Source organism: Butyrivibrio sp. XB500-5, from assembly GCF_003625505.1.
Classification (GTDB): Bacteria; Bacillota; Clostridia; order Lachnospirales; family Lachnospiraceae; genus Butyrivibrio.
Genome location: NZ_RAIS01000001.1, coordinates 979109 through 1003994, shown reverse-complemented (window position 1 = coordinate 1003994; position 24886 = coordinate 979109). Strand labels below are relative to the sequence as shown.

The window sequence follows — 24886 nt, the reverse complement described above, 5'->3', positions numbered from 1 at the left end:
AAATGCTGGATTATAAATTACCTTTTTTAAAAAAGAAAATATCATATAAGACACTCAGCATCGTAATGATATGCATCTTTGCATTAAGTCTTATTCCTTTGCTTATCATGGGCTTTTATGATTTTCCGTCGGCAGATGATTTTTCCATGGCGCGCGAACCTCATCTGTATTTCGCCGCTACGGGAAATTTCTTTGGTGCAATAGTTGAAGCTTTTAAGAAAGCTATCTGGATATATTATAATTACGAAGGCTATTATTTTTCGGCATTATTGACATGCTTATGTCCCGCGGTATTCGGTGAACAGTTTTACTTTCTTGTTCCGTTCATAATTATCGCAATGCTTGTTTTCGGAGTATGTTATTTCTTTAATGCGCTTTTTGTCAGAGCATGGAAATTTGATAAGCACCTTTCCAATGTGGTTTCTATGGCAACGCTCATCATGATGATTCATTTTCTTAAAGACAGTAAGGCGAGAAATCAAGGCTTTTACTGGTGGAGCGGTGCTGTAAATTATGTTTTTACTTTTGGAATGGCATTCTTTTGGGTAGGACTTCTTATCAGGATTCTTTATGATGAGAATAAAAAAGCATGCATGGGTAAATTCATATGGGCATGTATATGGGGTTTTCCTTTGGGAGGTGCCAACTATCTGACGGCCCTTGAACTTGCGATCGTTTCGGTTCTTGTTATTTTTATCTGTGTGATGAACAAGTTCTCCAAGATAGGCGTGGAAGGGCTTGGTGAAATCGGGGAAAAATATATAAAGCTTCTTTGGATTCCTGCCTTGATCAACTTAATAGGCTTTGGATTCAGTGTTACAGCACCCGGAATAAAGATCAGAACCGCAGATACAGTAAGTAACTCGCCTGTAAAAGCTGTTTTGCTTTCGTTATACGGAACGTTTAATGTTATTATTGATGAGATGGCAAGATGGGAGACTCTTGTTGTATTACTTTTCCTTGTTCCGATTTTTTGGGTACTTGCAGGAAAACTTAAGAATAAGCTTCGCCATCCTTTTGTTTTTGCATTGTTTGCTTACGGAATGGTGTCTTCCAATCTGACTCCGCCGTATTATGCGGTGTCGAATTTCGATGAAGGAAGACTTGTTGTACTTGCATGGATGGAGTTTGTATTCTTTGCAGTCATGACTGTTTTTTATCTCACGGCCTGGATCAGAGGTCTGTGGGAGGATAAAGCAGGTGCCGCATTTACGGTATCAGACAATGATTCTTTTTCCGGGGAAGCTTCATCGGTAATCTTGGTGCTTGCCGCTATACTTGTTTACGGTTCAGCACTTTGCGTAGTTCCCAATCCGCATTACTATACTGCGACTTCCGCGTTATATGAGATCACAACGGGAAATGCCGCAAGATACAAAGAAGAGAACAACGAAAGACTTAAGGTGTTAAAAGATACTTCTGTAGAGACGGCAGTTTTGAAAGAGTATACGGATGCGCCGGACATGCTCTTTTATAAAGACATAACCGATCCCGAGTTTGCCGATTATTGGATCAACACCAATATGGCAACATGGTATAACAAAAAAGATGTGGTAATTGAGAGGATAAAACATGAAGAGTGATTTTGAAGAGAGCTACAAAGTCCTTGAGTTTAAGGAGTTCGGTGACGATAAGGGTAACCTTGTTGTTGCGGAAGGCTCGGGCTTTGATATACCTTTTGATATCAGAAGGGTTTTCTATATTTACGGCTCTGAAAGAGATATCAAGAGAGGACTTCACGCTAACAGATATACTAAGTTTGTGCTTATAAATGTGAGCGGCAGCAGCAAAGTCCTTATAGATAACGGCAAGAAGAGAGAGGTTGTTGTTCTGGATAAGCCCAGAATGGGACTCTATTTGGGCCCCATGGTCTGGAAGGAAATGTATGATTTTTCTCCCGATTCGGTTCTTCTTTGCCTTGCAAGCGAGCATTACATCGAGAGCGAATATATTCGTGACTACGATGAATTTATAAAGGAAATTAATGGGTAAAAGAGAAATTATGAGTAAACTTTCTATTGTTATTCCGGTTTATTACAACTCTGATACACTGGAGCTTTTATATGAAGACCTTAAGGAAAAGGTTCTCGGAAAGATTGGCGACTATGAGATAGTATTTGTTGACGACGGTTCCGGTGACAACTCCTGGGAGATTATAAACAAGATCGCTGCGCAGGATAAAAACGTTGTTGCTACCAAGCTTTCAAGAAACTTTGGTGAGCATGCGGCTCTCCTTGCAGGACTTTCGGTATGCACAGGTGATTGTGCGGTTACCAAGCAGGCCGACCTTCAGGAAGATTCCACACTTATCCTTGAGATGTACGAGAGCTGGAAGCGCGGAAATAAGGTCGTTCTCGCTATCAGAGGAGAAAGAGACGAGAATCCCGTAAAGAAATTCTTTGCAGGCTGCTACTACTGGCTAGTAAGAAAGACTATTAATAAAGACATGCCTCAGGGTGGCTGCGACTGCTATCTTATAGACAGGCAGGTTATCAAAGTACTTCAGATGATGGATGAAAAGAATTCATCGCTTACACTTCAGGTTATGTGGGTTGGATTTAAGACCGAGAAAATCTACTTCCACAGAAAAGACAGAGAGATCGGAAAGTCTCGTTGGACACTCGGAAAGAAAATAAAGCTCGTGATCGATTCAATGATGAGCTTTTCATATTTCCCGATCAGATGCATGGCAACACTCGGCAGCATCTTTGCGCTTTTGTCTTTGATCGGAATAATTTATGTGATAACGGAAAAGGTAACCAAGCAGACACCTATTCTAGGTTACGCATCGGAGATGACGGTATTGTTCTTTGGGTTTGGAGTTTTATTCTTAATGCTCTCAATGCTCGGAGAATATATCTGGCGTACACTTGAAGAGTCACGTAATCGTCCACCGTTCATCATTGATGAGATTCATCGCTCCGATGATTCGGATTTAGATAAAAATAAAGAGTGAGAATAGTTTTTGTCATAAAGGATCAAGAAAGGCAATTATGGAAAAGATAATGCAGGGCCGCATGGACCGCGGTTTTCAAAGATATCAGGAAGAATATGAAAAGAAAGCTTTGGAGGTTCTCAGATCCGGATGGTATATTCTCGGAAAAGAAGTAGAGAACTTTGAAAATGAATTTGCGAAATATGTCGGAACGAATTATTCCGTAGGTGTCGCCAACGGACTTGATGCACTTTGGCTTGCTTTCAGAGTGCTCGGAATCGGAAAAGGCGATGAAGTTATAGTCCAGGGAAACACATATATCGCAAGCGTAATGGGTATCACCATCAATGATGCTACACCCGTATTTGTTGAACCCAATGAATATTATCAGATAGATGCGGATAAGATTGAAGAGAAGATTACGGATAAGACCAAGGCTATTCTGGTTGTTCATTTATACGGACAGGCAGCCGAGATGGATAAGATCACAGCTATCTGCAAAAAACATAACTTAAAGCTTGTAGAGGACTGTGCACAGTCACATGGTGCTTGTTTTGACGGAAAGATGACCGGAAGCTTCGGCGACATCGGATGCTTCTCATTCTATCCTTCCAAAAATATGGGCGCTTTCGGTGATGCGGGCGCTATTACAACTAACGATCCCGAGCTTGCGAGACTGGTTAAGATCTATCGTAACTATGGAAGTGAAAAGCGCTATTACAATATGGTTGTCGGAGCAAACTCAAGACTTGATGAGATGCAGGCAGGGCTTCTTAGAGTTAAGCTTACTCACATGGATGATATTACAAAAGAAAGAGAACAGCTTGCAGCCGTATATGATGCGGGAATAAACAATCCCAAGGTTATTAAGCCTACTGTTGCCAAGGGTGCTACTTGCGTTTGGCATCAATATGTTCTTAGAGTAAAGACAGAAAGCGGTGATAACAAGGCCGCTGAGAGAGATAGGTTTAAAGCTTATCTTGAAGAGAACGGCATAATGACTATTATCCATTATCCGATTCCTCCTCACAGAGCTCAGGCTTATGAATATCTCGGACTTCCGGAGGGAACTCTTCCGATAACCGAAGCGTATGCCAATGAAGTCATATCTCTTCCGATATACACGGGAATGACTAAGGAAGAGCAGCAGCGCGTTATCGAGTGCGTAAACGCATTTAAATGATATACATGCAACATCGATTTTTTCGGTGTCTAGATTTTTTAGAGGTTATAGGTAATTTCAATGAATATAGTTTTACTTTCAGGCGGAAGCGGAAAGAGGCTTTGGCCCTTATCCAATGACGTCAGATCCAAACAGTTTATAAAGATGTTTCATCCTGACAATTCAGGTGATAAAGATGATCTTGAATCAATGGTTCAGCGTGTTTATCGTCAGATAAAAACAGTTGATCCCGATGCTACGATCACTATAGCTACGAGTAAGACTCAGGTTTCGGCAATTCATAATCAGCTTGGTGACAAGGTTTCCGTATGTGTCGAGCCTATGAGGAGAGATACATTTCCCGCTATAGCACTTGCCGCGTCATATCTCAAGGATGAACTTAATGTCGGAGAGGATGAGCCGGTTATTATCTGTCCCGTAGATCCTTATGTTGAACTTGGTTATTTTGAGTGCTTCAAGGATCTTGGTAAGATGGTTGCTTCAGGTGATTATAACTTAAATCTCATGGGCGTTGTTCCTACATATCCAAGTGAGAAATACGGTTACATTCAGCCCGAGACAGGCGATCATATCAGCAAGGTATCGGCATTTAAAGAAAAACCTGATGTTGCAACAGCGCAGAAATATATCGAAGAAGGCGCTCTTTGGAACTGCGGAGTTTTCGCATTTAAGCTTTCATATATTTTAAACAGAGCGCATGAGCTCATAGATTTTAAGGATTACAAGGATCTTTACGATCACTACGGCGATTGCAAAAAGATAAGCTTTGACTATGCTGTCGGAGAAAATGAGAAATCAATCGGCGTTGTAAGATATTCCGGTGAGTGGAAAGATATCGGATCATGGAATACATTTGCTGAAGAGATGCATGAAAACATAATCGGTAAAGCCGATATGGATGATGCATGTGTGAACAGCAATATTATAAATGAGCTTAATATTCCCATTATCGCTATGGGACTTAAGGATATGATAGTTGCGGCTTCAAACGACGGAATACTTGTTTCGGACAAAACACAGTCGAGCTACATTAAACCTTACGTAGAAAAGTTGACCCAGCATATAAGATATGCAGAGAAATCTTGGGGAAGCTTTACCGTCACAGATGTTCAGGAGGGAGCTCTTGTTATAAGAGTTGAACTCTTACCCGGTCACAGACTTCACTATCACAGTCATGATCTGAGAGATGAGGTTTGGACTGTAATGATAGGTGAGGGAACTGCGATCGTAGACGGAGTTAAGACAGAGATAAAGCCCGGAGATGTGGTTACTTTAAAGGCCGGACAGAAACATACCGTTATAGCCAAGACAAGACTTGTACTTAACGAAGTTCAGGTCGGTAAGGATATCAGCGTAGAGGACAAGGTCAAATACGATTTTCCCGAATAATACCGGACTGTTATTACAATGTTCCGGTGCCTGAGGGGAGGCATATGAAGAAAAAACTATTAGACAAATATCTTTTTTGGATAGTACTTGGGCTGTTTATTATCGCAGCTTTTATCATAAGACTTAAGCTTGCACCCAATACAGAGCTTTCACCGGACTATGACTCATATTACAGAGAGTGGGTTGAGTTTTACAGAGCAAACGGAATAGTTAAGGGGCTTGAGAATGCACCCGGTGATTACTATGTTCCGTTTAATGTGATCTATGCTCTTTGCTCACTTCTTCCCGTTGAGCCTTGGGTTCCGCTTTCAATGATCCCGTTTGTGTGCGAGCTGGTATCTGCATTTTTTATTTGCAAAATTTTCTTTTTACTTACAGGGAAAAAAGAAACTTCGTTATTTATCGGAGGAGTAACTCTTTTCCTTCCTTTTGTTGTATTCAACGGTGCCCTTTGGAAGCAGGTTGATGCGGTTTATACCTGCTTTTTGATAATTTCACTATATGAACTTTTGCGTCAAAAATACAGAGCCGCATTTATTTGGTACGCTGTATCATTTGCGTTTAAACTTCAGAGCATTATCTTTTTACCGGTGCTTGTTATTTTATATCTTACGGATGGCTTCTTATCAGAAACAAACGAAGCTTCTTCCGAAAAAAAGAAACTAAGCATTATTAACTTTTTCTGGATTCCCGTTGTATATCTTATTGCGGGACTTCCCGAAGTGTTGGCAGGTCACGGACTTAAGGCAACTTATTTTGCTTACCTTGGACAGACAGGTGAACTTCAATCCGAAGGTTACGGAATGGTCTCATATTTCCCAAACATCTACAATTGGGGACTTGATCCTTATGATGAGATATTGACTGTACCGGCAGTGCTTACACTTTTGGTAGTGCTTGCCGTGTTAGCTCTTTTCTGCTACAGGAAAAAAGAAAGCTTAGACAGAAATACGGTTCTTTATCTTGCAATCTTTCTTGCGTGGACATGCCTTATGCTTCTTCCCGGCATGCATGAAAGGTATGATTATGCGATGCTTCTTTTGCTTACACCTTTTGCTGTTATGATCAGAAAGAAGCTTATTGTGCCTATGGTAGTTGCCAATCTGTGTTCGCTTGCAACTTACAGTATCACGCTTTTCCATACGGATATCTTTGACATGAAGGTTGTTTCGATATTCTATGTGGCTGCGTATATTTACACTGCTATAGATTTTGTTCGAGTTATAAACGGAGGTATTTCTAAAGTTGAAGCTTAAGAGTGCCTTTAACAAAATAATTGTTTTTTGCCTTATCATAGCGGCGGCGCTGACACTTGGATGCAGCATTCTTACAACGATCTATTATGATGTAGACGGTGAGATTCAGGTCGACTGGCCGCATTACCAAAAAGAGAACATACCGCTTCTTTTGATATCACTTGCTGCTGTACTTGCAATCTTTATTCTTTTGCAAAAAAAGAATGTGTTTGGTCATTATAAAAAGTGGATGACGGCAGGTCTGATATTTGTTGCGGCGTATTGTTTTATGCTGATATTTGCTATAAGACCGCTGCCTGTTAATGATTCAAAAACTCTGGATGACATTATAATCAGCTTTGTTTCAGGTGATTACAGCGAGCTTACGACAACGGGCGGATATCTTTTTATCTGGCCTTTCCAGCTTGGATATGTGTTGTTTGGCGAGCTGGTAACCAACGTGTTCGGCGTGGGCAACTATCTTGCATGGGATCTTTTACAGCTTGTTTCCATAGTCATCACGATATGGCTGATATACAAGATTACGTGGGAATGCTTTGAAGATAAAGATATTTGCGGCATGGCGGCGCTTTTGTCATGCGGTGCATTGTTCTTTTATAACTACGTTACATACATTTACGGTGATATCCTCAGCATGGCACCGCAGACTGCGGCGCTCTTTGCAATGATCTTATTTATGAAAAGAGATAAGATCAAATACGGACTGCTCTCGGGATTGTTTATAGGTTTTGCGATCATGCTTAAGACTAACTGCGAGATAGCACTTATAGCGCTGATCATGATGCTTGTTATCAGTGGCAGAAAGTCCGAAACATCAAAAACGACATCGGCAAGACTTATAAGAAAGCTTGGCATCGCCGCATTTATGCTGGTAATGGTGTTTGTAGTAAAGACCGGTGTAAACGTTCATTACTGCCGTGTCACCGGACTATCCGAGATTCCCAAAGGAAGTCCTTCGGCATCACATATTGCCATGGGGCTTCAGGAGAGCGATCTTGAGGATGGCTGGTACAACGGATATAACTATCATGTTTTTGGCGAGAACAATTATGATACCGACAGAACCAAGGCCGCAGCGATAGAAAACATTAAAGAGACGCTTTCGGGATTTGTAAAAAGACCTCTTCACGGCGGGAAGTTTTTGGCAAGGAAATACCTTACACAGTGGGCGGATCCGGTGTGTATATCAACTCACAATCTCGATCTTGTCAGTCGCCATCATGATACGTCGGCGCTCGGAACAAGCCTTGTTTACGGAAGAGGCTCCGAAGTTTTAAAGTGGATCATGAACGTCTTTATGACTTTGTGTTATCTTGGCGTTTTGATATATCTTTTAAGTATTTTTAGAAAAAAAAGTGTTACCGATTCCGAGATGCTTATGCTTCTGCTTATTTTCGGAGGCATAGTATTTCACGAATTCTGGGAAGGTTCTTCCCGCTATGCAATGAGATACTATATTTATTACTTGCCGTTTGCAGCGTGCGGATTGAAGGTGCTAAGTGGACATTTTTTCTTACATAAACTTAAATAAATACGACAGACTCGATGATAGGAGCGACAGATTTACGGCATGGATCGTGGGATTTGTGACCGCATTTGTCGTTATAACCATATGCTCCAAGTCATCATTTTTGTATGCGTTTAATCTTTGGGATGACGCCAACAGCTATTTTACGATGGGAAAATGCATGTTCAGAGGGTATGTGCCATACAAGAATCTCTTTGATCAGAAAGGTATTTTCCTGTATACGATCTATGGTTTGGCTTCGCTGATATCTTCGACAACTTTTTTGGGAGTATATATTTTTGAAGTGATCGCGGCGACGTTTGTATGCGTAGGATTGCTTCGCATTATTCAGCTCTATCTAAGATCAGATGTGGTTCCGTATTTTATGATGCCTTTTACGGCACTAAGCATTTATACGGCCAAATGCTTTTACTGGGGAGGAAGCGCAGAGGAATTTCTTTTCCCGTTTATTGTTTGGGGATTGTACTTATCACTGCGACATTTCAGAGAGACCTATCCCGATACAATGCCGTACAGGACTGTATTATTGGGTGGTGTGCTTGCCGGGTGTGTCTTCCATATCAAGTTTAATTCACTTGGATTTTTCTTTGCATGGATGGCGATGGTGTTCTTCGGAGACATAATAGGAAGCGGCGTAAGAGCACTTAAAAAGGCTATTATAAGCTGCTTTGTGTTCCTTCTTGGAATGGTGATTACTTTTATCCCCGGTATTGTATACTTTGGAGTTAACTCTGCGATTGACGATTGGTATCGCGTTTACATTTACAAGAATGTATTTGAGTATTCAAAAAGTATGACGATCGGGCAGAGATTGTACAAAATCTGGGATATAATGACCGATCACTTTTTCGATAATAAATTCGTGTATTTGACTATTTTTGCAGGTGCGTTATACTTTACGGTGGCGCTTATCTCATCGCTTGTTCATGAGGACAGATATAAACTTGTAAAAAGAGATATTGTGCTGCTTCCGCTTAAGATTATAGAGTACGTCAATATAGCGGTGCTGATGTTATTTTTGATACTTGTTATCTTTATAGGCGGCGTCAGCATAACATATTATCCGTTCCCGATAAATGCCTTTGCGGTATTTTGCTCGATAGCCGTGGGATATGTTATAGAGGGCCTATATAAGCACTTATCAAGAGAAGAATTTGGAGATCTTGCAAGTACGTTTGGTTTTGTTTCGATTTTCTTGGCGCTTCTCATAACCGGAGCATCTGCGTATTTCATATCACCAAACGTTCCGGCGATGAAGCTTAAAAAGGATGATATCTGGTTGTTCAAGTTTAGGGATTATGTACTTGAGAGCGGAATTGAAAATCCCGGAATAATGAATGAATACGGATTCGACGCGGGGCTGTATACAGTCACAAACACAATGCCCATTTGCTATTATTATCAGACGCAGACGCTCAATATAGAAGAAGTTATCGAATGGCAAAAGAGCTATACCCGTAACGGACAGGCTGATTTTGTTTTGTCTGTAGATAGGCCTGCCGAAGCGGTTGATGATTATGAGCTTGTACTTCAAGAAGATTTCGTCACACATGATACGAATACGACGTATTTTCTTTATCAAAAAAAGAGTGAGTAAATTTTAGGTTTTAAAGGAGATTTTTATATGCCTATCAGAGTAAACAGTTTTATGGGAAAATTCGGTTGGTTTGCAAGAAAGCATTTCCCGATGCTTGCAAGTAATGCATACCTTAAGCTTCAGTTCTTTACAAGAAGCAAATCGCAAAAGGCATACTGCGATTATTTCCTGAATGCACCTGAGGTTCCGATGCCCAACGTTGTAAATATAGAGACGATCAACAGGTGTAATTCGACTTGCGCATTCTGTACAGCCAATGTTCATGCGGAGTGCAGACCTCTTGCCAAGATTGATGACGACCTTTATAAGAACATTATCGATCAGCTCGCCGATTGGGGATACAAGGGACATCTTACGCTCTACGGTAACAACGAGCCTCTTCTTGATACCAAGATCGTGGAGAGACATAAATACGCAAGGGAGAAGCTTCCGGACAGCTTTATCTTCATGTCGACCAACGGACTTATCCTTACTATCGATAAGGTAAAAGAGGTTGCTCCTTACATCAACCAGCTCATCATAAACAACTATTCAATGGAGATGAAGCTCCATAAGAATATTCAGGAGCTTTATGATTATGTTAAGGCCAATCCCGAGGAGTTCAAGGATCTCGATATCCAGATTCAGATGAGATATCTTCAGGAGGTTCTTACAAACAGAGCGGGAAGTGCGCCCAATAAGAAGGCTACCGAGAAAGTTATCAAGGAAACTTGTCTTCTTCCTTTCACAGATATGTGGATCATGCCCAACGGAAAGATGGGACTTTGCTGCTGCGATAACTTTGAGACCACAGACTTTGGCGATCTCACCAAGATGAGTCTTAAGGAAGCATGGGGAAGCCCTAAGTTCCAGGCTGTAAGAAAGAAGATCGCAGAGGGAAGACAGGAGTATCCTTTCTGTAAGCACTGTGACTTTATCGATGCCGGCTTCCGTATGCAGATCGTAAATGCTATTCTCCGCGGCGATCAGGAAGCAGCAAACAAACTTGGTGGTCACGAGCGTATGAAGATCGGTAATAAAAACAACTCAGACGACCACATTAAATAAGGGGAGTATTCATGACGGCATTAAAAAAACATATTTCGTTGATATTGGTAGCGTTATTTGTATTGGCTGTTGCAATCTTCTATGCCATCATCGGCGACAACAGTTATATCGCCGTCCACGATAATCTCGATTTATTCGTTGCACAATTTGCAATGCTCAAAAATACGGGCACTTTTTTTGCCCACGGAGTATCCGCTCCCTTCCTTGGAGGCATATCAAGAGATGTGCTTCCAAGCGAGTTTTCTTTATATACGGTTCTGTATATGATATTCCCGCCTTTTGCGGCATATGTTATAGGCTATGTTTTAAAGGTTCTTATCGCTGTTTTCTCGATGAGGCTTCTTATTGTTGATGTTTTAAAAGATCATAGCGGAAAAGAAAAAGATGATCTTTCGGAAGAAACAAATATTGCAACTCTCGTCGGTCTTTTGTACGGCGTTCTCAATCTCTTTCCCGCATTCGGAATTTCTTTTGCATCAATCCCGCTTATAGTTTTTCTTCTCAGAAGAATATATTTTTCGCCAAGATACGGAAAGTCTCCGTTATATCTTTTGCTTATTTTCTTATATCCTTTTATATCTTATTTTTCCTATTTTGGATTTTTTATAATCGGATATCTTTTCTTTGCGATAATATGGCTTTGGATCAAGGATAAAAGAATTCCCTTGGGACTTGTTAAATCAATTCTCGTTCTCACTATCGGCTATGTGATCATGGAGTACAGACTCTTTGACATGATGCTCTTTTCCGATACAGTCACGATAAGAGAGACTATGGATCCGGGATTTTTGCCGGGAAAAGACGTTGTACATCTGATCGAAGATGCTTTTATAAACGGAATGATGCATGCGGATGATGTACATAAATTCTTTGTCATGCCTGTGTGCGTTATCTATTTCTTTTTCCTGAATATCGGATATATCGTGAAAAAGAATGCGCGCGGAATATTTAAAGATATCTACAATCTCGGAGCGCTGATGATCGCTTTAAATGCGGTTGTCTACGGATTGTATTACTTTGAACCGGTGAATAAAATACTCGGAACTGTTGTGCCGCCGCTTAAGGGATTTCAGTTTAACAGGACGATCTTTTTTAATCCTGTTATCTGGTGTTTGATGTTCTTTATCGTTGTTTACAGAGTGAAGGTTCATGCGCTAGTTAAGTATGCTGCGGTTCTTGCGGCAATCGCGATAGTTCTTTTGACTCCGGGAAGATACAACGATCTGTACACGACGGCGCATCATACGGTGAGAGCACAGGTTTACGGAAATGAAAATGATGAGCTGAATTTCAGGGAGTTTTATTCTGCAGGGCTCTTTGAAAAAATAAAGAAAGATATAGGATATGCGGACGGCGAGTGGAGTGTAGCATATGGTATGCACCCAGCGATCCTTGAGTACAACGGTATCTCGACGCTTGACGGATATCTCGGTTTTTATCCGCAGAGTTATAAGGAGAGTTTCCGTAAGGTAATTGCTCCCGCACTTTCAAGGAAAGAAGCCACCAGAGCGTATTTTGACGATTGGGGCGCAAGGTGTTATCTGTATTCGGGAACCGACGATTCGATCGTCATGGCGACAAAGAGTATGACAGGTGTTACAGATAATACTTTGTATGCTGATACGGCGGCGCTCAGAGATATGGGATGTAAATATATTTTTTCAAGAATAGATTTATCTAATGCGGATGACCTTTCGCTTGTATTAATGGGCGATTATACCGGAGAGAATTCTCCGTATACAATCTATGTCTATAAAATACAATAGTTTTACTGTTGCATGCTTTGAAAGTGGCTTGTTTTGTACAATTGGGAAATATATGTTATACTTTAGTCGCTTATACTAGGTTAAGGAGGTAAATTAGAATGAATAGAAAACTGGTTTTAGCACTTACTTGTGTGATGATGATAGGAATGCTTTCAGGATGCGGTAAGAAGAAGGATGCCGCAAATGAGGCAGCATCACAGGATCCTACAATTACGGTAGATGATGCGGGTTCAAGCGCATCTTCAAGTGATGTAGAGGTAAAGGCTTCGGAAGATGAGTCTACAGGACTTGCTGCGCCTATAGTGAAGGGCGGAGTTATGAAAGATGGAAGTGAAGCCATTGATGTAGAGTTTGAGTGGAATCCCGTAGACGGCGCAGACGGATATGAGGTCGACATTCAGAGTAAGGCCGAAGATGATAAGGAATATGCCGCATATGAGCCCGGTTACACAGAGCTTGAAAAGGACGGCGATTATTTCATCACCAAAGATACTAAGTTTGTAGCAAGCGCTCAGGATGATTTTGATTTCCAGATCAAGGTAAGAGCATTCAAAGGCGAAGGCGACGACAAGACTTACAGCGATTGGAGTAAGGTCGCTTACGGACAGACATACGATAAGTAATTAGGTCAAAAGGAAGAGGAAAGAGAAAATGAAAAGAAGACTTTTATTATTACTTACATGCCTGGCAGTGGGGATATTACCGGGCTGTAGTTCTAGTGTAGATCTTGAAGATCAGAACTATGAGATAGAGGACGAGGCACCTGCTGCAGAATCTTCGGAAGAAGCGTCAGAGCCTGAGACCGAGGATGAAGATTCAGAGTCTGAGGAGCCGGAAGAAGCTACGGAGGAAACATCTACAGCTTCCGAAGCAGCTTCTAAGCCTAAAGTAAAGGCAGCTGATACAACTGCTGCAAAAGCAACAGATACAACAGCTTCTAAACCCGCTGCAAAGACGGAAAGTGCGCCTGCGCAGAATGTAAGCAGCACGCCCGCAAAGGCGGATAACCAAGCTCCCGAAGAATTACTTCCAACACCTAAGGTTAATACCGGTGTATTACATGTGGGTGAGAATGCCATGAATGTGGAGTTTACATGGGCTCCCGTTGAAGGCGCAGAGGGTTATGAGGTCTTAGCTGAGGATAAATTCTACAAAGATGACGAATTAAGCTATAAGCCTTATAAGGTATATGGTCAGACTACAGACTATTACAATACCGTTGAGACTAAGTATGTCGCAAGCTCTCAGGATTATTTTGATTTTAGAGTACAGGTAAGAGCTTATAAAGGCGAAGGTGCAAACAGGCGCTACAGCAAGTGGAGTGATTTTGCATATGGCAATACACAGGGAAACAGACCGGCAGCTCCCAAGGTTGTTGCAGGTACACAGCATCAGGTAGACGATCATATTGAAGTGGACTTTACATGGCAGCCTGTTGACGGAATCAAAGAGTACAGAGTTACCGTATGGTCTAAACTTCCTGAGGAATCTGAGTACACATACAAAAACACTATAAAGACAACCGACACACATATTTCATGTGGTGCTCAGGATTATGTTGATTACAGGGTCGGTGTAGAAGCACTCGGAGAACAGGTTATTGACGGAGCAGTTTATCCTGCTGACAGTGATATGAGCGAATATGCTTACGGGCAGATACGCTGATAATATAAAACATTTTATTTAAGAGGTTTCTATGGATAAGATAGCGGTATTAATTCCGTGCTACAACGAAGAGAAGACTATAGCTAAGGTTATACGCGACGCAAAGGCGGCGCTTCCCGAGGCTACGATCTATGTATACAACAACAATTCCAAGGACAGAACGGCAGAGATTGCTGAGGCTGAGGGCGCTGTTGTAAGAAATGAATATATGCAGGGCAAGGGCAATGTTATAAGACGTATGTTCAGAGAGATTGATGCTCTTGTATATGTTATGGTAGACGGAGATGATACTTATCCCATGGATTCCGCTCCTGAGATGGTTGACCTTGTACTTAATCACAATTCGGATATGGTAGTCGGTGACAGACTTTCTTCAACATACTATCAGGAGAACAAGCGGCCTTTCCATAACTTTGGAAACAATCTTGTAAGAGGCAGTATCAACAGACTTTTTGGTTGTAACGTGAGAGATATCATGACGGGCTTTAGAGCATTCAGCTATGAATTCGTTAAGACCTTCCCCGTTCTTTCAAAGGGCTTTGAGATTGAGACAGAGATGACCATCCACGCTGTATACAACAACATGCAGATCGACAACGTGGTCATCGATTACAGAGACAGACCGGAAGGCTCTGAGAGTAAACTCAATACTTATGCTGACGGCTTCAAGGTTTTAAGGACTATAGCAAGACTTTACAGAGATTACAAGCCCTTTGGATTTTTTTCAATCTTTGCACTGCTTCTTGCCATCGTAGCCATTGTATTCTTTGTGCCTATTCTTACAGAGTATTGGCAGACACATCTTGTGCCCAGGATACCTACTTTGATCGTATGTTGCTTTATCATGCTGTCTGCGGTCCAAAGCTTTTTCGCCGGAGTTATATTATCAACTCTTGCGATAAACAACAGACGTGAGTTTGAGATGCAGCTCAATATGCTTCAGAGGCATAAAGAGACTGACTATAACAAATGATAATATGTTAGTGTGAGGAATAATGTCATCATCTTTTTATAAAAACACACTTGGATTTTTTAAAAAGCTTTCCAAGGACTTTTTGTTCAGCGTGCTTGCGCTGATCATATATAACGGTGCTTTGCAGCTTGTTATCTACCCCGGGATTAAATCGGTCGTAGGAGCGGATGCTTTTGGCACCGTTCTTTATTTGATATCCGTTGTATCCATTATGGGTGCGGGATTCGGAACGGCTGCAAGCTATTCCAGAATGATCGCCAAAAAGGACAGAACGCAGGAAAACGGGGATTATAATATATTTCTTTTGATAGTTTCAGTTATCAGTATTCCCGTTACCGCTGTGGCGCTGTATGTGACAAACAGCCTGACTCCCGCTATGTTTGCGCTTGTTCTGCTGTTGATGGTCGTTACGGTATTCAGATACTATGCCGATGTTCAGTACAGGATGGACATAAGGTTCAGGGATTATTTCCTGTTTTTTGTCGCTGTAACGGCAGGCTATCTGATAGGACTGTTTATCTACAAGCACTTTGGAAGCTGGGCATGGGTACTGATCATAGGTGAGGTCCTTGGACTTCTGTTTACGTTCTTTAGCGGAAAGATATTTAGAAGTCCGTATTTTAAAGTTTCGGACAGCTTTAAAGTAAATATGAAATCCCTATGGCTTATATCCGCAAGTAACCTGCTTGCGGCACTTATACTTCATTCGGACAGGATACTCATAAGACTTGCGGTCGGAGACAGAGAAGTTACCGTGTTCTATACGGCAAGCGTTATAGGCAAGATAGTGGCTCTTCTTACGACTCCGATCAACGGAATAGTTATCAGCTATCTTACCAACTATAAGATAAAGCTTGATAAAAAGAAGTTTACGCTTATAACAGGAGCGGCATTGGGAGTTGCGGTAGTCGGTACTTTTGTATGTACGCTCGTATCGCATATTTTCGTTATGCTCTTACATCCTGATGTTTATGCAGAGGCAAAAGGGTTGTTCCTTGTTGCCAACTTAGGTCAGCTCCTTTATTTTATTTCGGGATCGCTGATGGTCGTTATCCTGGCGTTCACCGGAGAGAAGCTTCAGCTTTACATCAACGGGATTTATACAGCTCTTTTTGCTGTTATGGTAATTCCCGCGGCTGTAATGTTTGGGTTAAACGGAGTAGCTTGGGGACTGGTGATCGTAAGTGTTATCAGATTCGTGGTCGTTTATTTGATAGGAATAAAAGATATAGAAAAATAGATCATATTCAAATTGAGCATTTAGAAGTCGGGCTTTCGGGTCCGACTTCTTTTTTATTAAAAAAAGAGATTCTACTTAGGAATTTTCCCTTTTTGTGTGTCTGTATTAATGTACAGGAAATTTTGATCAGCCATCTAAAGCGAAAGGGAAAAAGTATGAGAACAGGAATTGTAAGAATAATAGGTGGGGCAACGCTTTCAGTGCTTATGGCAAGTTATATGCCATTGTATGCTTATGCTGATACTTATGATATATCTGAAGGAAGCATCACGGTAAGTAGGGATGAGACTGCCCAGACAGTAACCCAAGCAGGTAATTACGCGGTGCAGGATAAAGAAGATAATGATCCGGTTATAACCAGCAATAACCAGGAAGTAAGCGGCGTCACACTAACGATAGAAGCTTCATCCGGACAGGAAGCTGAAGTTACAATACAGGATCTTAACATAAATGATTCATCAAATGGTCATACTCCTGCAATACTTACGACCGGAGAAGGTAATGTAAAGATCAATCTGGACGGAGTTAATGTGGTTAAAAGCGGAGATTTTTGTGCCGGTCTTCAGAAGGAAAACGAAGGGGATTTGATTATTACTGATAATAATGCTACTGGTAGTTTGGATGCAACCGGTGGAGATTTTGGAGCCGGAATAGGTGGTGGATTTAGAGGATCCGGAACAGATATCACTATAGAAGGAGGAGAAGTAACGGCAACCGGTGGAGAATATGGAGCCGGAATAGGCGGTGGAGAAAGGGGATCCGGAACAGATATCACTATAGAAGGAGGAGAAGTAACGGCAACCGGTGGAGATGGAGGAGCCGGAATAGGTGGTGGAAATGAAGGATCCGGAACAGGGATCATTATAAAAGAGGGAACAACAGTAATAGCAACCAGCGGATATGATGGAGCCGGAATAGGCGGTGGAGATAGAGGAGACGGAACAGAGATCACTATAAAGGGAGGAACAGTAACAGCAACCAGTGTATCTCAGGGAGCCGGAATAGGTGGCGGATGTTTTGGGAACGGAACAGATATTACAATAGAGAGTGGAATAATAACGGCAATCGGTGGAACTGCAGGAGCCGGAATAGGTGGTGGATATGAAGGAGCCGGAACAGTAATAAAAATAGAAGGAGGAACAGTAACAGCAACCGGTGGAGAATGGGGAGCCGGAATAGGTGGTGGATCTGATGGAGCCGGATCAGAAATAACTATAAGTAATGATGCACATCTTATGGTCTCCGGTGGAATATATGATCAGTACTGTGGTGCTGCAATAGGTGAAGGGATACAGGTTGATTATGGAGACGTGACATTGACTTCATCCGGTAGAGAAATCAGCCCTGATATATCCCTTCTTACTACTGATGGATATATAAAATATTATCCTGCCGGAACAACAGTTGAGCAAATCAAAAATGGATCTGTTCAACCCACTAAGATTTTGAAATCAATCATAACTTCTTCAGAAGCTCTCATTGACGAGGGTAATACGCCACACGACGAGTATGCCGCATCGGAAGTGATTTCAACTACTCACAGTTCTTCCGGCGGATCATATGTGGACAATTCAGAGGTTAATAGCATCCCGACTTCAAGTGAGGAATTTGCCGCATTTCTGGCAGCTACAAACAATACTCTTGAAGTGTACATAAAGAAGATAGAAGCAATGATGGCAGCGGGAGATACAGAGGGACTTAACGCTCTTGTTTCTAAGGGAATAAGCCTTGAGACAGGCAACTGGGTTTGCTTTAACAAGAAGACCTATACGCTTATCGAGAAGATATCCGATCTCGGAGTGCCTGTCACGATCTCTTTTGCCTATAAAGGTCGTAGATACAGCACAGTGATACCGGGAAAGGCCGATATAAGACCTTTGGATCTGTGCAATGAGGAAGGATATTGCGGATTCCTGAATCTAATCAAGTACTACGGTGGTACTCAAAAATAAAGGAAATCAAGAGCGGAAATTGAGCAGAGAAATCTGCTCAATTTATATAAATATATTTGGATTTCACTTAGGATTTTTCATATTTATGTGTCTATAATTATATAGAGAGATGGTTTTTGTTTTTTAAAAGAAAGGAATAGATGTATGAGAAGAATTGTGAGAATAATTGGGGGATTGACGATTTCTGCGCTAATGGCATGTGCTATGCCGTTACAAGCATATGCAGATACATATGATATTGCTACGGGAAGCATTATAGTAAAAAAGGACGAGAATGCACAGACAGTGACACAGGTAAATAATTCTGAGGTTCAGAATAAAGAAGACAACAATCCTGTTATAACCAGCAATAATAACGAGGTAAGATACGTTACATTGACAATAAATGCTTCAGAGAATCAAGAGGCGGAGGTAACAATAAAAGATCTTATCATAAACAACAAACCTTCACCTAGTTTCGACCCCGCAATACATATTAAAGGGGGAGGAGATGTAAGGATTGAACTGGATGGGACTAATAATATTAGTAGCGCATCAGACCGCGGTGGGATTAATAAAGTAAACGCCGGAATATTAACTATTACTGATGAAGACAAAGATGGTAGTTTGACTGCAATCGGTGGATATGGAGGAGCCGGAATAGGTGGTGGATATTCTTCTGCGCAAGATGGAACAGGAATTACAATAGAAGGTGGAACAATAACAGCAATCGGAAATAATGGAGGAGCCGGAATAGGTGGTGGAAGACATGGAAACGGAGAAGGAATCACTATAGTAGGTGGTACGGTAACAGCAATCGGCCATAATGGAGGAGCCGGAATAGGTGGCGGAATAGGTGGCGGAATTAACGGAACCGGAACAGGAATTAGCATAAGTAACGATGCACATGTTATGGTCGCCGGAGGTAGTATGGCTGCAGCAATAGGTAGCGGAGAAAGGCAAGGGGGAGCTATAGAATTTAACCCTGATATATCCCTTCTTTCTACCGATGGATATATACAATATTATCCTGCCGGAACAACGGCCGAACAAATTAAAAACGGAACTGTACAACCCACTAAGACGGTGCAGAAAACTGACACTTCTCCGGAGGATCCAATAACCGGAGGTGGCGGAAGTACACAGGTTGAACCTCCAATAGCCGGTAACCCCGTAATACCTCAAGAAAGTTCTGTGAATCCTTTCGAAGTGCCTACTGCAGTTGAAGGCGGTATTACGAATCTTGTTCATAGTTCATCCGGTGAAATATATGAAGACAACACTGAAGTGAAGGACATCCCTACTTCAAGCGAGGAGTTTGCTACGTTCCTGGCAGCTACCAACGCTAAGCTTGAGGCATATATCAAGAATATAGAATCATTGATGGCAGCGGGAGATACAGAGGGGCTTAACGCTCTTGTTTCTAAAGGAATAACCCTTGAGACAGGTAACTGGGTGTGCTTTAACAAGAAGACATACGCGCTCATCGAGAAGATATCCGATCTCGGAGCGCCTGTCATAATCTCTTTTGCCTATAAAGGACATAGATACAGCACAGTGATACCGGGAAAGGCCGGTATAAGACCTTTGGATCTGTGCAATGAGGAAGGATATTGCGGATTCCTGAATCTTATTAAGTATTACGGCGGTGGAGAGAAGTAAAAATATCAAACTATCAAAAGTCGGGCTTTCGGGCCCGGCTTTTGATTTACTATAAAACATACATATATTGACAAGAGGTTTGAGATGTTGTATGGTTAATTACACAAGTAATTAACCAATAAACTAAAGGAGGTAATCGGTGTGCTGGATAATTTAGGCGAAGACAAATCAATCTATCTACAGATAAGTGAAATGATAGAGGATGAGATACTGCGAGGCATACTTAATGAAGAAGAGCAGGTTCCGAGTACTACAGAGCTTTCCAAGTTCTATAAGATCAATCCGGCAACTGCGGCTAAGGGTATCAACATTCTGGTGGACAAAGAAGTACTTTATAAGAAAAGGGGAATCGGTATGTTTGTACAGACTGGAGCAAAAGGAAAGATAATTGAAGAGAGAAAAAAGAACTTTTATGAGACATTTGTAAAGAAGATAATCACTGAGGCCAAGCTTATCGGAATAGATAAGCAGGAGCTTAAGAAAATGATAGACCAAAGTAATGAAGAATAAGACCTTAGATTAAAAAGGAGACAATAATATGAGCATATTATCGGGAAAAAATATAGTTAAATCATACGGCAAAGAAAACGTACTTAAGAATGTAAGCGTTGAAATAGAGACAGGTAAGATCTACGGACTCATCGGAAGAAACGGTGCGGGAAAGACAACTCTTTTATCCATTCTGACTGCACAGAATCCCGCTACGCAAGGTGAGATCACATTAGACGGCAAGCCTGTTTGGGAGAACGAAGAATCTCTTTCACATATCTGCTATTCGAGAGAGATCTCACCCGTTACGATGTTTGGCCCCAATACTCTTAAGGTAAAAGAGTATCTGGCTACGGCAAGGGCCTTTTACGTAAATTGGGATGAAGCTTATGCAAAAGAACTGATAAAGCTTTTTAATATCGATGTCAAAAAGAGAATCAGTAAGCTTTCAAAAGGTATGCTTTCGGCAGTGACAATTATCGTGGCGCTCGCAAGCAAAGCGGACATCACTATCCTTGATGAGCCCGTTGCGGGACTTGATGTTGTTGCGAGAGAGCAGTTCTACAAGCTTGTTATAGAAGAGTACAGTGAGACTGGAAGAACTTTTATCATCAGTACTCACATAATTGAGGAAGCAGCATCATTGTTTGAGAAAATTATCATCATAGATAAAGGAGAGATTAAGTATCAGGAAAACTTAGATGAGCTACTTTCAAGAGCGTATCGTGTAAGCGGTGATACGGATGCGGTTGATAAGGTTACGGAAGGATTTAAGATCTATAATCCCGAGAGCCTTGGAAGAAATAAGGTTGTTACGGTTCTTGCGGATAAGCCTGTTGAGAGTTTTGGCGAAGGAGTACAGGTTGAGCCTGTATCACTGCAGAATCTTTTCTACGCAATGTGCATGGGCGGAAGAAAGGAGGCGTGAGAAATGAGCGAACTTTCTAAGAGAGCGGCCAAATACTATTTTGTGCAGGGAGCAAAGCAGGCTTTATTTGTCTTTGCATTTCTGATGATGATGATAGTATTTAACAGTCTGGTATTTATTGATGGAAGCTTAAAGGATTCCTTTATGAATAGCATAGGGAATGCGCTGCGTTACGGATCCTATATGGTAATCTTGTGTAATTTCATGTTTTCTGTATACGGACCCAATTGGTATGACAGCATAGCACTTTCTCTTGGCTGTAGGAGGAAAGATATTTTTATTGGAGAAATGATCAAACAGGCGGTGTTCGTGCTAAGTAACTTTATAGTTCTTATCGCTTTGGCAGTGATTGGTAACATGGATTCTGTTATGGTTCTTATCGGAACCGCTATCTTAGGATTTATAATGGGACCGCTGGGGTTAATTTTAGGTCATAAGATTAAAAAGATCGGAAGGATAGTGATCATTATTCCAATTATGATCGGAGTATTTTTAAGCGCAACGTTATCAAACGTTATTGCGATGAGAAGAGAAGCTTTTTTGACGGAAGGCAATCCGGTGACCGGGTTTGTTATCGGTTTTATTATTGTAGCGGCAGTGCTATTTACACTCTTTGAATTTTGGGCATATAACCTCAATAAAAAGAGTATGGTAGTTTAATGAGGAGAACAGATATGAGTAGAGACATTAAAGCAATAGCAAGACTGAAAAAGCTGAGTGAAATATATAATTTGTTGATTATTTCATTTATTGTTCTTTTGGTGCTGTTTATCGGATTTATTTCGGGAGACGATGACATGAGAGCAGGAAATATACGCATACTCATTGCTACATTGATTTCGGGAATATATGTGGGAGTAAATTTATTTATTAAGCTTATTACCATGGCCGATGAGATAACCAGAGGCCTTACCTTTGGAATGACAAGGAAAAAGCTGTTTGTATTGGAAAGAGTGGCGGATATTGCCGAGATACTTGTGGTAGCATGCATAGCTTTTTTGCTTATCGGAAGAGGAAGTATGATAGTTAAACTAATTATACTTGTTTTTGGCTTATTTAACTGGGTAGAAGGTCTTGCCGGAAATAATATGATGCGATACGGAAAGAAGGCTTTTTGGGTATATTACATTATTTATTTTGCTGTTATATTGATTTTTCCCAGAACTTTGGGGGCGTCAGACAAGATTGTAGAAATAACAAGATTGTTCATGGACTGGATAAGGGGAGCGGTTTTAGGACAGCCTCAGCTGTGGACGGGAGTCGTTATCTTTGCTATAGTAGGTCTGATGGTAAATTGGTTGACCTTTAGGAAGATACCGGTTAACTATTCGGTATAACTACTATAAAAAAGAAAGAGGAAAGAGTATGGAAAAGATTAAAGACAAAGCAGAATTTATCAGGCTGCTGATCGTATTTGCGGCAGTGATGGCGGTGATGATCCTGGTGTCACGAGCTGTGGCACCATGGGCGGCATCGGCGGGAATAGACATTCCCATAATAGTAACTTCGTTACTGCTTTATGTCCCGATGTTGGCGGTTGTATTTATTTATAGCTTTATAAAGGGCGATGGTTTTATTGAATCTTTTGGAATAAAGAAGATTAAGGCAGGAACTTTTTTTCTTACAATTCTTCTTACATTTGTATCAATGCCTATGGGATGGTTTGCAAATGTGATCTCGCAGTTGTTTGTGCCTAATATTTTGATACAATCAGCCGATTCTTTGATGGACGGACCGGTATTGCCTGTTTTTATTTCTATGGCAATTATGGCACCTATATGTGAAGAACTACTCATGAGAGGTTTTTTTCAAAACAGGTTTTCAAAGCTTATTCCTTTTGGCGTATCCGCAGTACTTACAGGATTCTTATTCGGTGTACTGCACATGAATATTAATCAATTTTGTTATGCCTGGGTACTCGGAATAGTTTTTGCTTACACAAACAGAGCAAGCGGAAGTATAGTTACGTCAACTATCATGCATGCGATCTTTAACAGTTTGGGTTTCGCAGTGATGGTCTTTACGACAAAAGTTGCTCAGGATGCGGGAATATCTATGGCGGAAGGCGCCGAAGCCTACAGGACAGATATGACAACTATGGCTATCAGTGTTGTAGTGACGGGAGTTCTCGCAGTTATCTCATTCTTCCTTACGCGTCTTGTTCTCAAAGCGATCGCTAAGAAAGAGGGGACAGATTTACAGGCTAATGCCTAACGCTTTATAAAAAATACTATCATGTCAGACTTGAAGAAGGAGAGAGTTGTGGAAAACAAGGTTTTTAATAAAAAAGAGTTTTTTGCCATATTGGCTATATTTGTATTGGTGATTATTGCAGGAATTAGTGGTTCATTAGTGCTTGGAGTTGTGGCGGCGTTCACCGGGATTATATTTCCGGGGATTGTAACTTATCTGGGTTTCCTTATACCTGCGCTTGCTATCGTTATTGCATTTAACAGAAAAGAAGGAAGCTTTTTACAGGCATTTGGATTTAAGCCTATCAGTTGGAAGATCGTACTTCTTACGGTTCTCTTGACTGTTGTTTCTTATCCGATAGTTTTATTTATGGATTTATTGTCGCAGTTGTTTGTTCCAAATATTATCGCGAGCACGGCTGAATCGCTTGTTGGAAGCTCATCGGTAATATTTATTTTACAAGCTGCGCTGATCGCTCCTATCTGTGAAGAGATACTAATGAGAGGCTTTTTCCAAAACAGACTTGCTAAGGTTTGTCCTTTTATTGTAGCTTCCATTGTTTCGGGATTTTTGTTTGGAGCGTTCCATATGAACTTAAACCAATTTTGTTACGCATGGGTTTTGGGAATTATATTCGCTTATGCTAACAGAGCAAGCGGAAGTATTTTCACGTCGATCATCATGCATGTGCTGATCAATACATACGGTGCGATAACTACCGTGATCGAGGTGGCAAGATATTCAGCTATGGGCACAACATGGGGCGAAGTTGCGGAGAAAGAAAGAGCAGATTCTTCCAATATGATCCGTTATATCATAATATATGGCATTCTTTCGATTGCTTCCGTAATTCTTACCCAATTGGTGACTAAAAAGATTGCCGAGCAAAGAATTAAAGAGGCCCCGGCAAAAGAACAAGCAGCATAAAACATAAGCATAACAGAGCGTTTCGTAGCAGTACGGGCGCTCTTTTTATAAAGAGATTCGGAAACCTTACAAAAATGTAAGCTTAGAATATCGATATGTAAGATAAACCACAGGAAACTCAGAAAGGTATTTGATACTATATATACAGTGAAATAAAACTGCGTTAAACTTTTTACA

General features: G+C 41.1%; 22 protein-coding genes. All 22 read left to right on the top strand.

The genetic code is table 11. The annotated features are described in order from the left end of the window. Positions 1 to 2 precede the first annotated feature (2 nt). The 22 genes from D6856_RS04570 (at position 3) to D6856_RS04465 (ending at position 24709) form a co-directional block, all read left to right on the top strand. The gene (locus D6856_RS04570; RefSeq protein WP_120685911.1) at positions 3 to 1583 is read left to right on the top strand and encodes a DUF6056 family protein; all 1581 of its coding nucleotides are present in this window, start codon (positions 3 to 5) and stop codon (positions 1581 to 1583) included. Next, positions 1573 to 1992 carry a sugar 3,4-ketoisomerase gene (locus D6856_RS04565; RefSeq protein WP_120685910.1) on the top strand — a complete coding sequence of 140 codons (420 nt, stop codon included), beginning with the start codon at positions 1573 to 1575 and terminating at the stop codon, positions 1990 to 1992. Before D6856_RS04570 ends, D6856_RS04565 begins: the two co-directional genes overlap by 11 nt. 10 nt (positions 1993 to 2002) lie before the next feature. Next, positions 2003 to 2956: a glycosyltransferase gene (locus D6856_RS04560; RefSeq protein ID WP_120685978.1), complete on the top strand. Its 954-nt coding sequence runs from the start codon at positions 2003 to 2005 to the stop codon at positions 2954 to 2956. 37 nt (positions 2957 to 2993) lie between these two features. Further along, positions 2994 to 4118 carry a DegT/DnrJ/EryC1/StrS family aminotransferase gene (locus D6856_RS04555; protein WP_120685909.1) on the top strand — a complete coding sequence of 375 codons (1125 nt, stop codon included), beginning with the start codon at positions 2994 to 2996 and terminating at the stop codon, positions 4116 to 4118. A 60-nt stretch (positions 4119 to 4178) separates the two neighbouring features. Next, positions 4179 to 5507 carry a sugar phosphate nucleotidyltransferase gene (locus D6856_RS04550; RefSeq protein WP_092248262.1) on the top strand — a complete coding sequence of 443 codons (1329 nt, stop codon included), beginning with the start codon at positions 4179 to 4181 and terminating at the stop codon, positions 5505 to 5507. 44 nt (positions 5508 to 5551) lie between these two features. Continuing rightward, entirely contained in the window at positions 5552 to 6763 is a 1212-nt protein-coding gene (locus D6856_RS04545) for a hypothetical protein (protein WP_120685908.1), read from the top strand. Continuing rightward, entirely contained in the window at positions 6753 to 8294 is a 1542-nt protein-coding gene (locus D6856_RS04540; protein WP_120685907.1) for a glycosyltransferase family 39 protein, read from the top strand. The genes D6856_RS04545 and D6856_RS04540 overlap by 11 nt, the downstream gene beginning before the upstream one ends. Further along, a complete protein-coding gene (locus D6856_RS04535; protein WP_120685906.1) occupies positions 8263 to 9888 on the top strand; it encodes a hypothetical protein in 1626 nt (541 codons plus the stop codon). Before D6856_RS04540 ends, D6856_RS04535 begins: the two co-directional genes overlap by 32 nt. Positions 9889 to 9915: 27 nt before the next feature. Beyond that, the gene (locus tag D6856_RS04530; protein ID WP_120685905.1) at positions 9916 to 10935 is read left to right on the top strand and encodes a radical SAM/SPASM domain-containing protein; all 1020 of its coding nucleotides are present in this window, start codon (positions 9916 to 9918) and stop codon (positions 10933 to 10935) included. An 11-nt stretch (positions 10936 to 10946) separates the two neighbouring features. Then, positions 10947 to 12701 (top strand): DUF6044 family protein, encoded by a 1755-nt coding sequence (locus tag D6856_RS04525; protein WP_120685904.1) that lies wholly within the window; start codon positions 10947 to 10949, stop codon positions 12699 to 12701. 98 nt (positions 12702 to 12799) lie between these two features. After that, positions 12800 to 13324, top strand: a complete 525-nt coding sequence (locus D6856_RS04520) for a hypothetical protein (protein WP_120685903.1) — start codon at positions 12800 to 12802, stop codon at positions 13322 to 13324. 28 nt (positions 13325 to 13352) lie between these two features. After that, complete coding sequence (locus D6856_RS04515) at positions 13353 to 14366, top strand: hypothetical protein (protein WP_120685902.1); 1014 nt, start codon at positions 13353 to 13355, stop codon at positions 14364 to 14366. Positions 14367 to 14397: 31 nt separating this feature from the next. Next, on the top strand, positions 14398 to 15339 hold the full coding sequence (locus D6856_RS04510; protein ID WP_120655949.1) for a glycosyltransferase family 2 protein: 942 nt from the start codon (positions 14398 to 14400) through the stop codon (positions 15337 to 15339). 22 nt (positions 15340 to 15361) lie between these two features. Then, positions 15362 to 16579, top strand: coding sequence for a lipopolysaccharide biosynthesis protein (locus tag D6856_RS04505; RefSeq protein WP_120685901.1), 1218 nt, complete (start codon positions 15362 to 15364; stop codon positions 16577 to 16579). A 155-nt stretch (positions 16580 to 16734) separates the two neighbouring features. Next, positions 16735 to 18531: a hypothetical protein gene (locus D6856_RS04500; RefSeq protein ID WP_120685900.1), complete on the top strand. Its 1797-nt coding sequence runs from the start codon at positions 16735 to 16737 to the stop codon at positions 18529 to 18531. Positions 18532 to 18687: 156 nt separating this feature from the next. Continuing rightward, a complete protein-coding gene (locus tag D6856_RS04495) occupies positions 18688 to 20172 on the top strand; it encodes a hypothetical protein (protein WP_147367803.1) in 1485 nt (494 codons plus the stop codon). Between the two features lie 141 nt (positions 20173 to 20313). Beyond that, complete coding sequence (locus D6856_RS04490; protein ID WP_092248232.1) at positions 20314 to 20682, top strand: GntR family transcriptional regulator; 369 nt, start codon at positions 20314 to 20316, stop codon at positions 20680 to 20682. Positions 20683 to 20710: 28 nt separating this feature from the next. After that, positions 20711 to 21589 (top strand): ABC transporter ATP-binding protein, encoded by an 879-nt coding sequence (locus D6856_RS04485; protein ID WP_120685898.1) that lies wholly within the window; start codon positions 20711 to 20713, stop codon positions 21587 to 21589. 3 nt (positions 21590 to 21592) lie between these two features. After that, positions 21593 to 22249, top strand: a complete 657-nt coding sequence (locus tag D6856_RS04480) for a hypothetical protein (RefSeq protein ID WP_120685897.1) — start codon at positions 21593 to 21595, stop codon at positions 22247 to 22249. Positions 22250 to 22263: 14 nt separating this feature from the next. Further along, positions 22264 to 22926, top strand: coding sequence for a hypothetical protein (locus tag D6856_RS04475; RefSeq protein ID WP_120685896.1), 663 nt, complete (start codon positions 22264 to 22266; stop codon positions 22924 to 22926). Positions 22927 to 22954: 28 nt separating this feature from the next. After that, positions 22955 to 23803, top strand: a complete 849-nt coding sequence (locus D6856_RS04470; protein WP_120685895.1) for a CPBP family intramembrane glutamic endopeptidase — start codon at positions 22955 to 22957, stop codon at positions 23801 to 23803. Between the two features lie 48 nt (positions 23804 to 23851). Beyond that, positions 23852 to 24709, top strand: coding sequence for a type II CAAX endopeptidase family protein (locus D6856_RS04465; RefSeq protein ID WP_207667265.1), 858 nt, complete (start codon positions 23852 to 23854; stop codon positions 24707 to 24709). Positions 24710 to 24886: the final 177 nt, after the last annotated feature.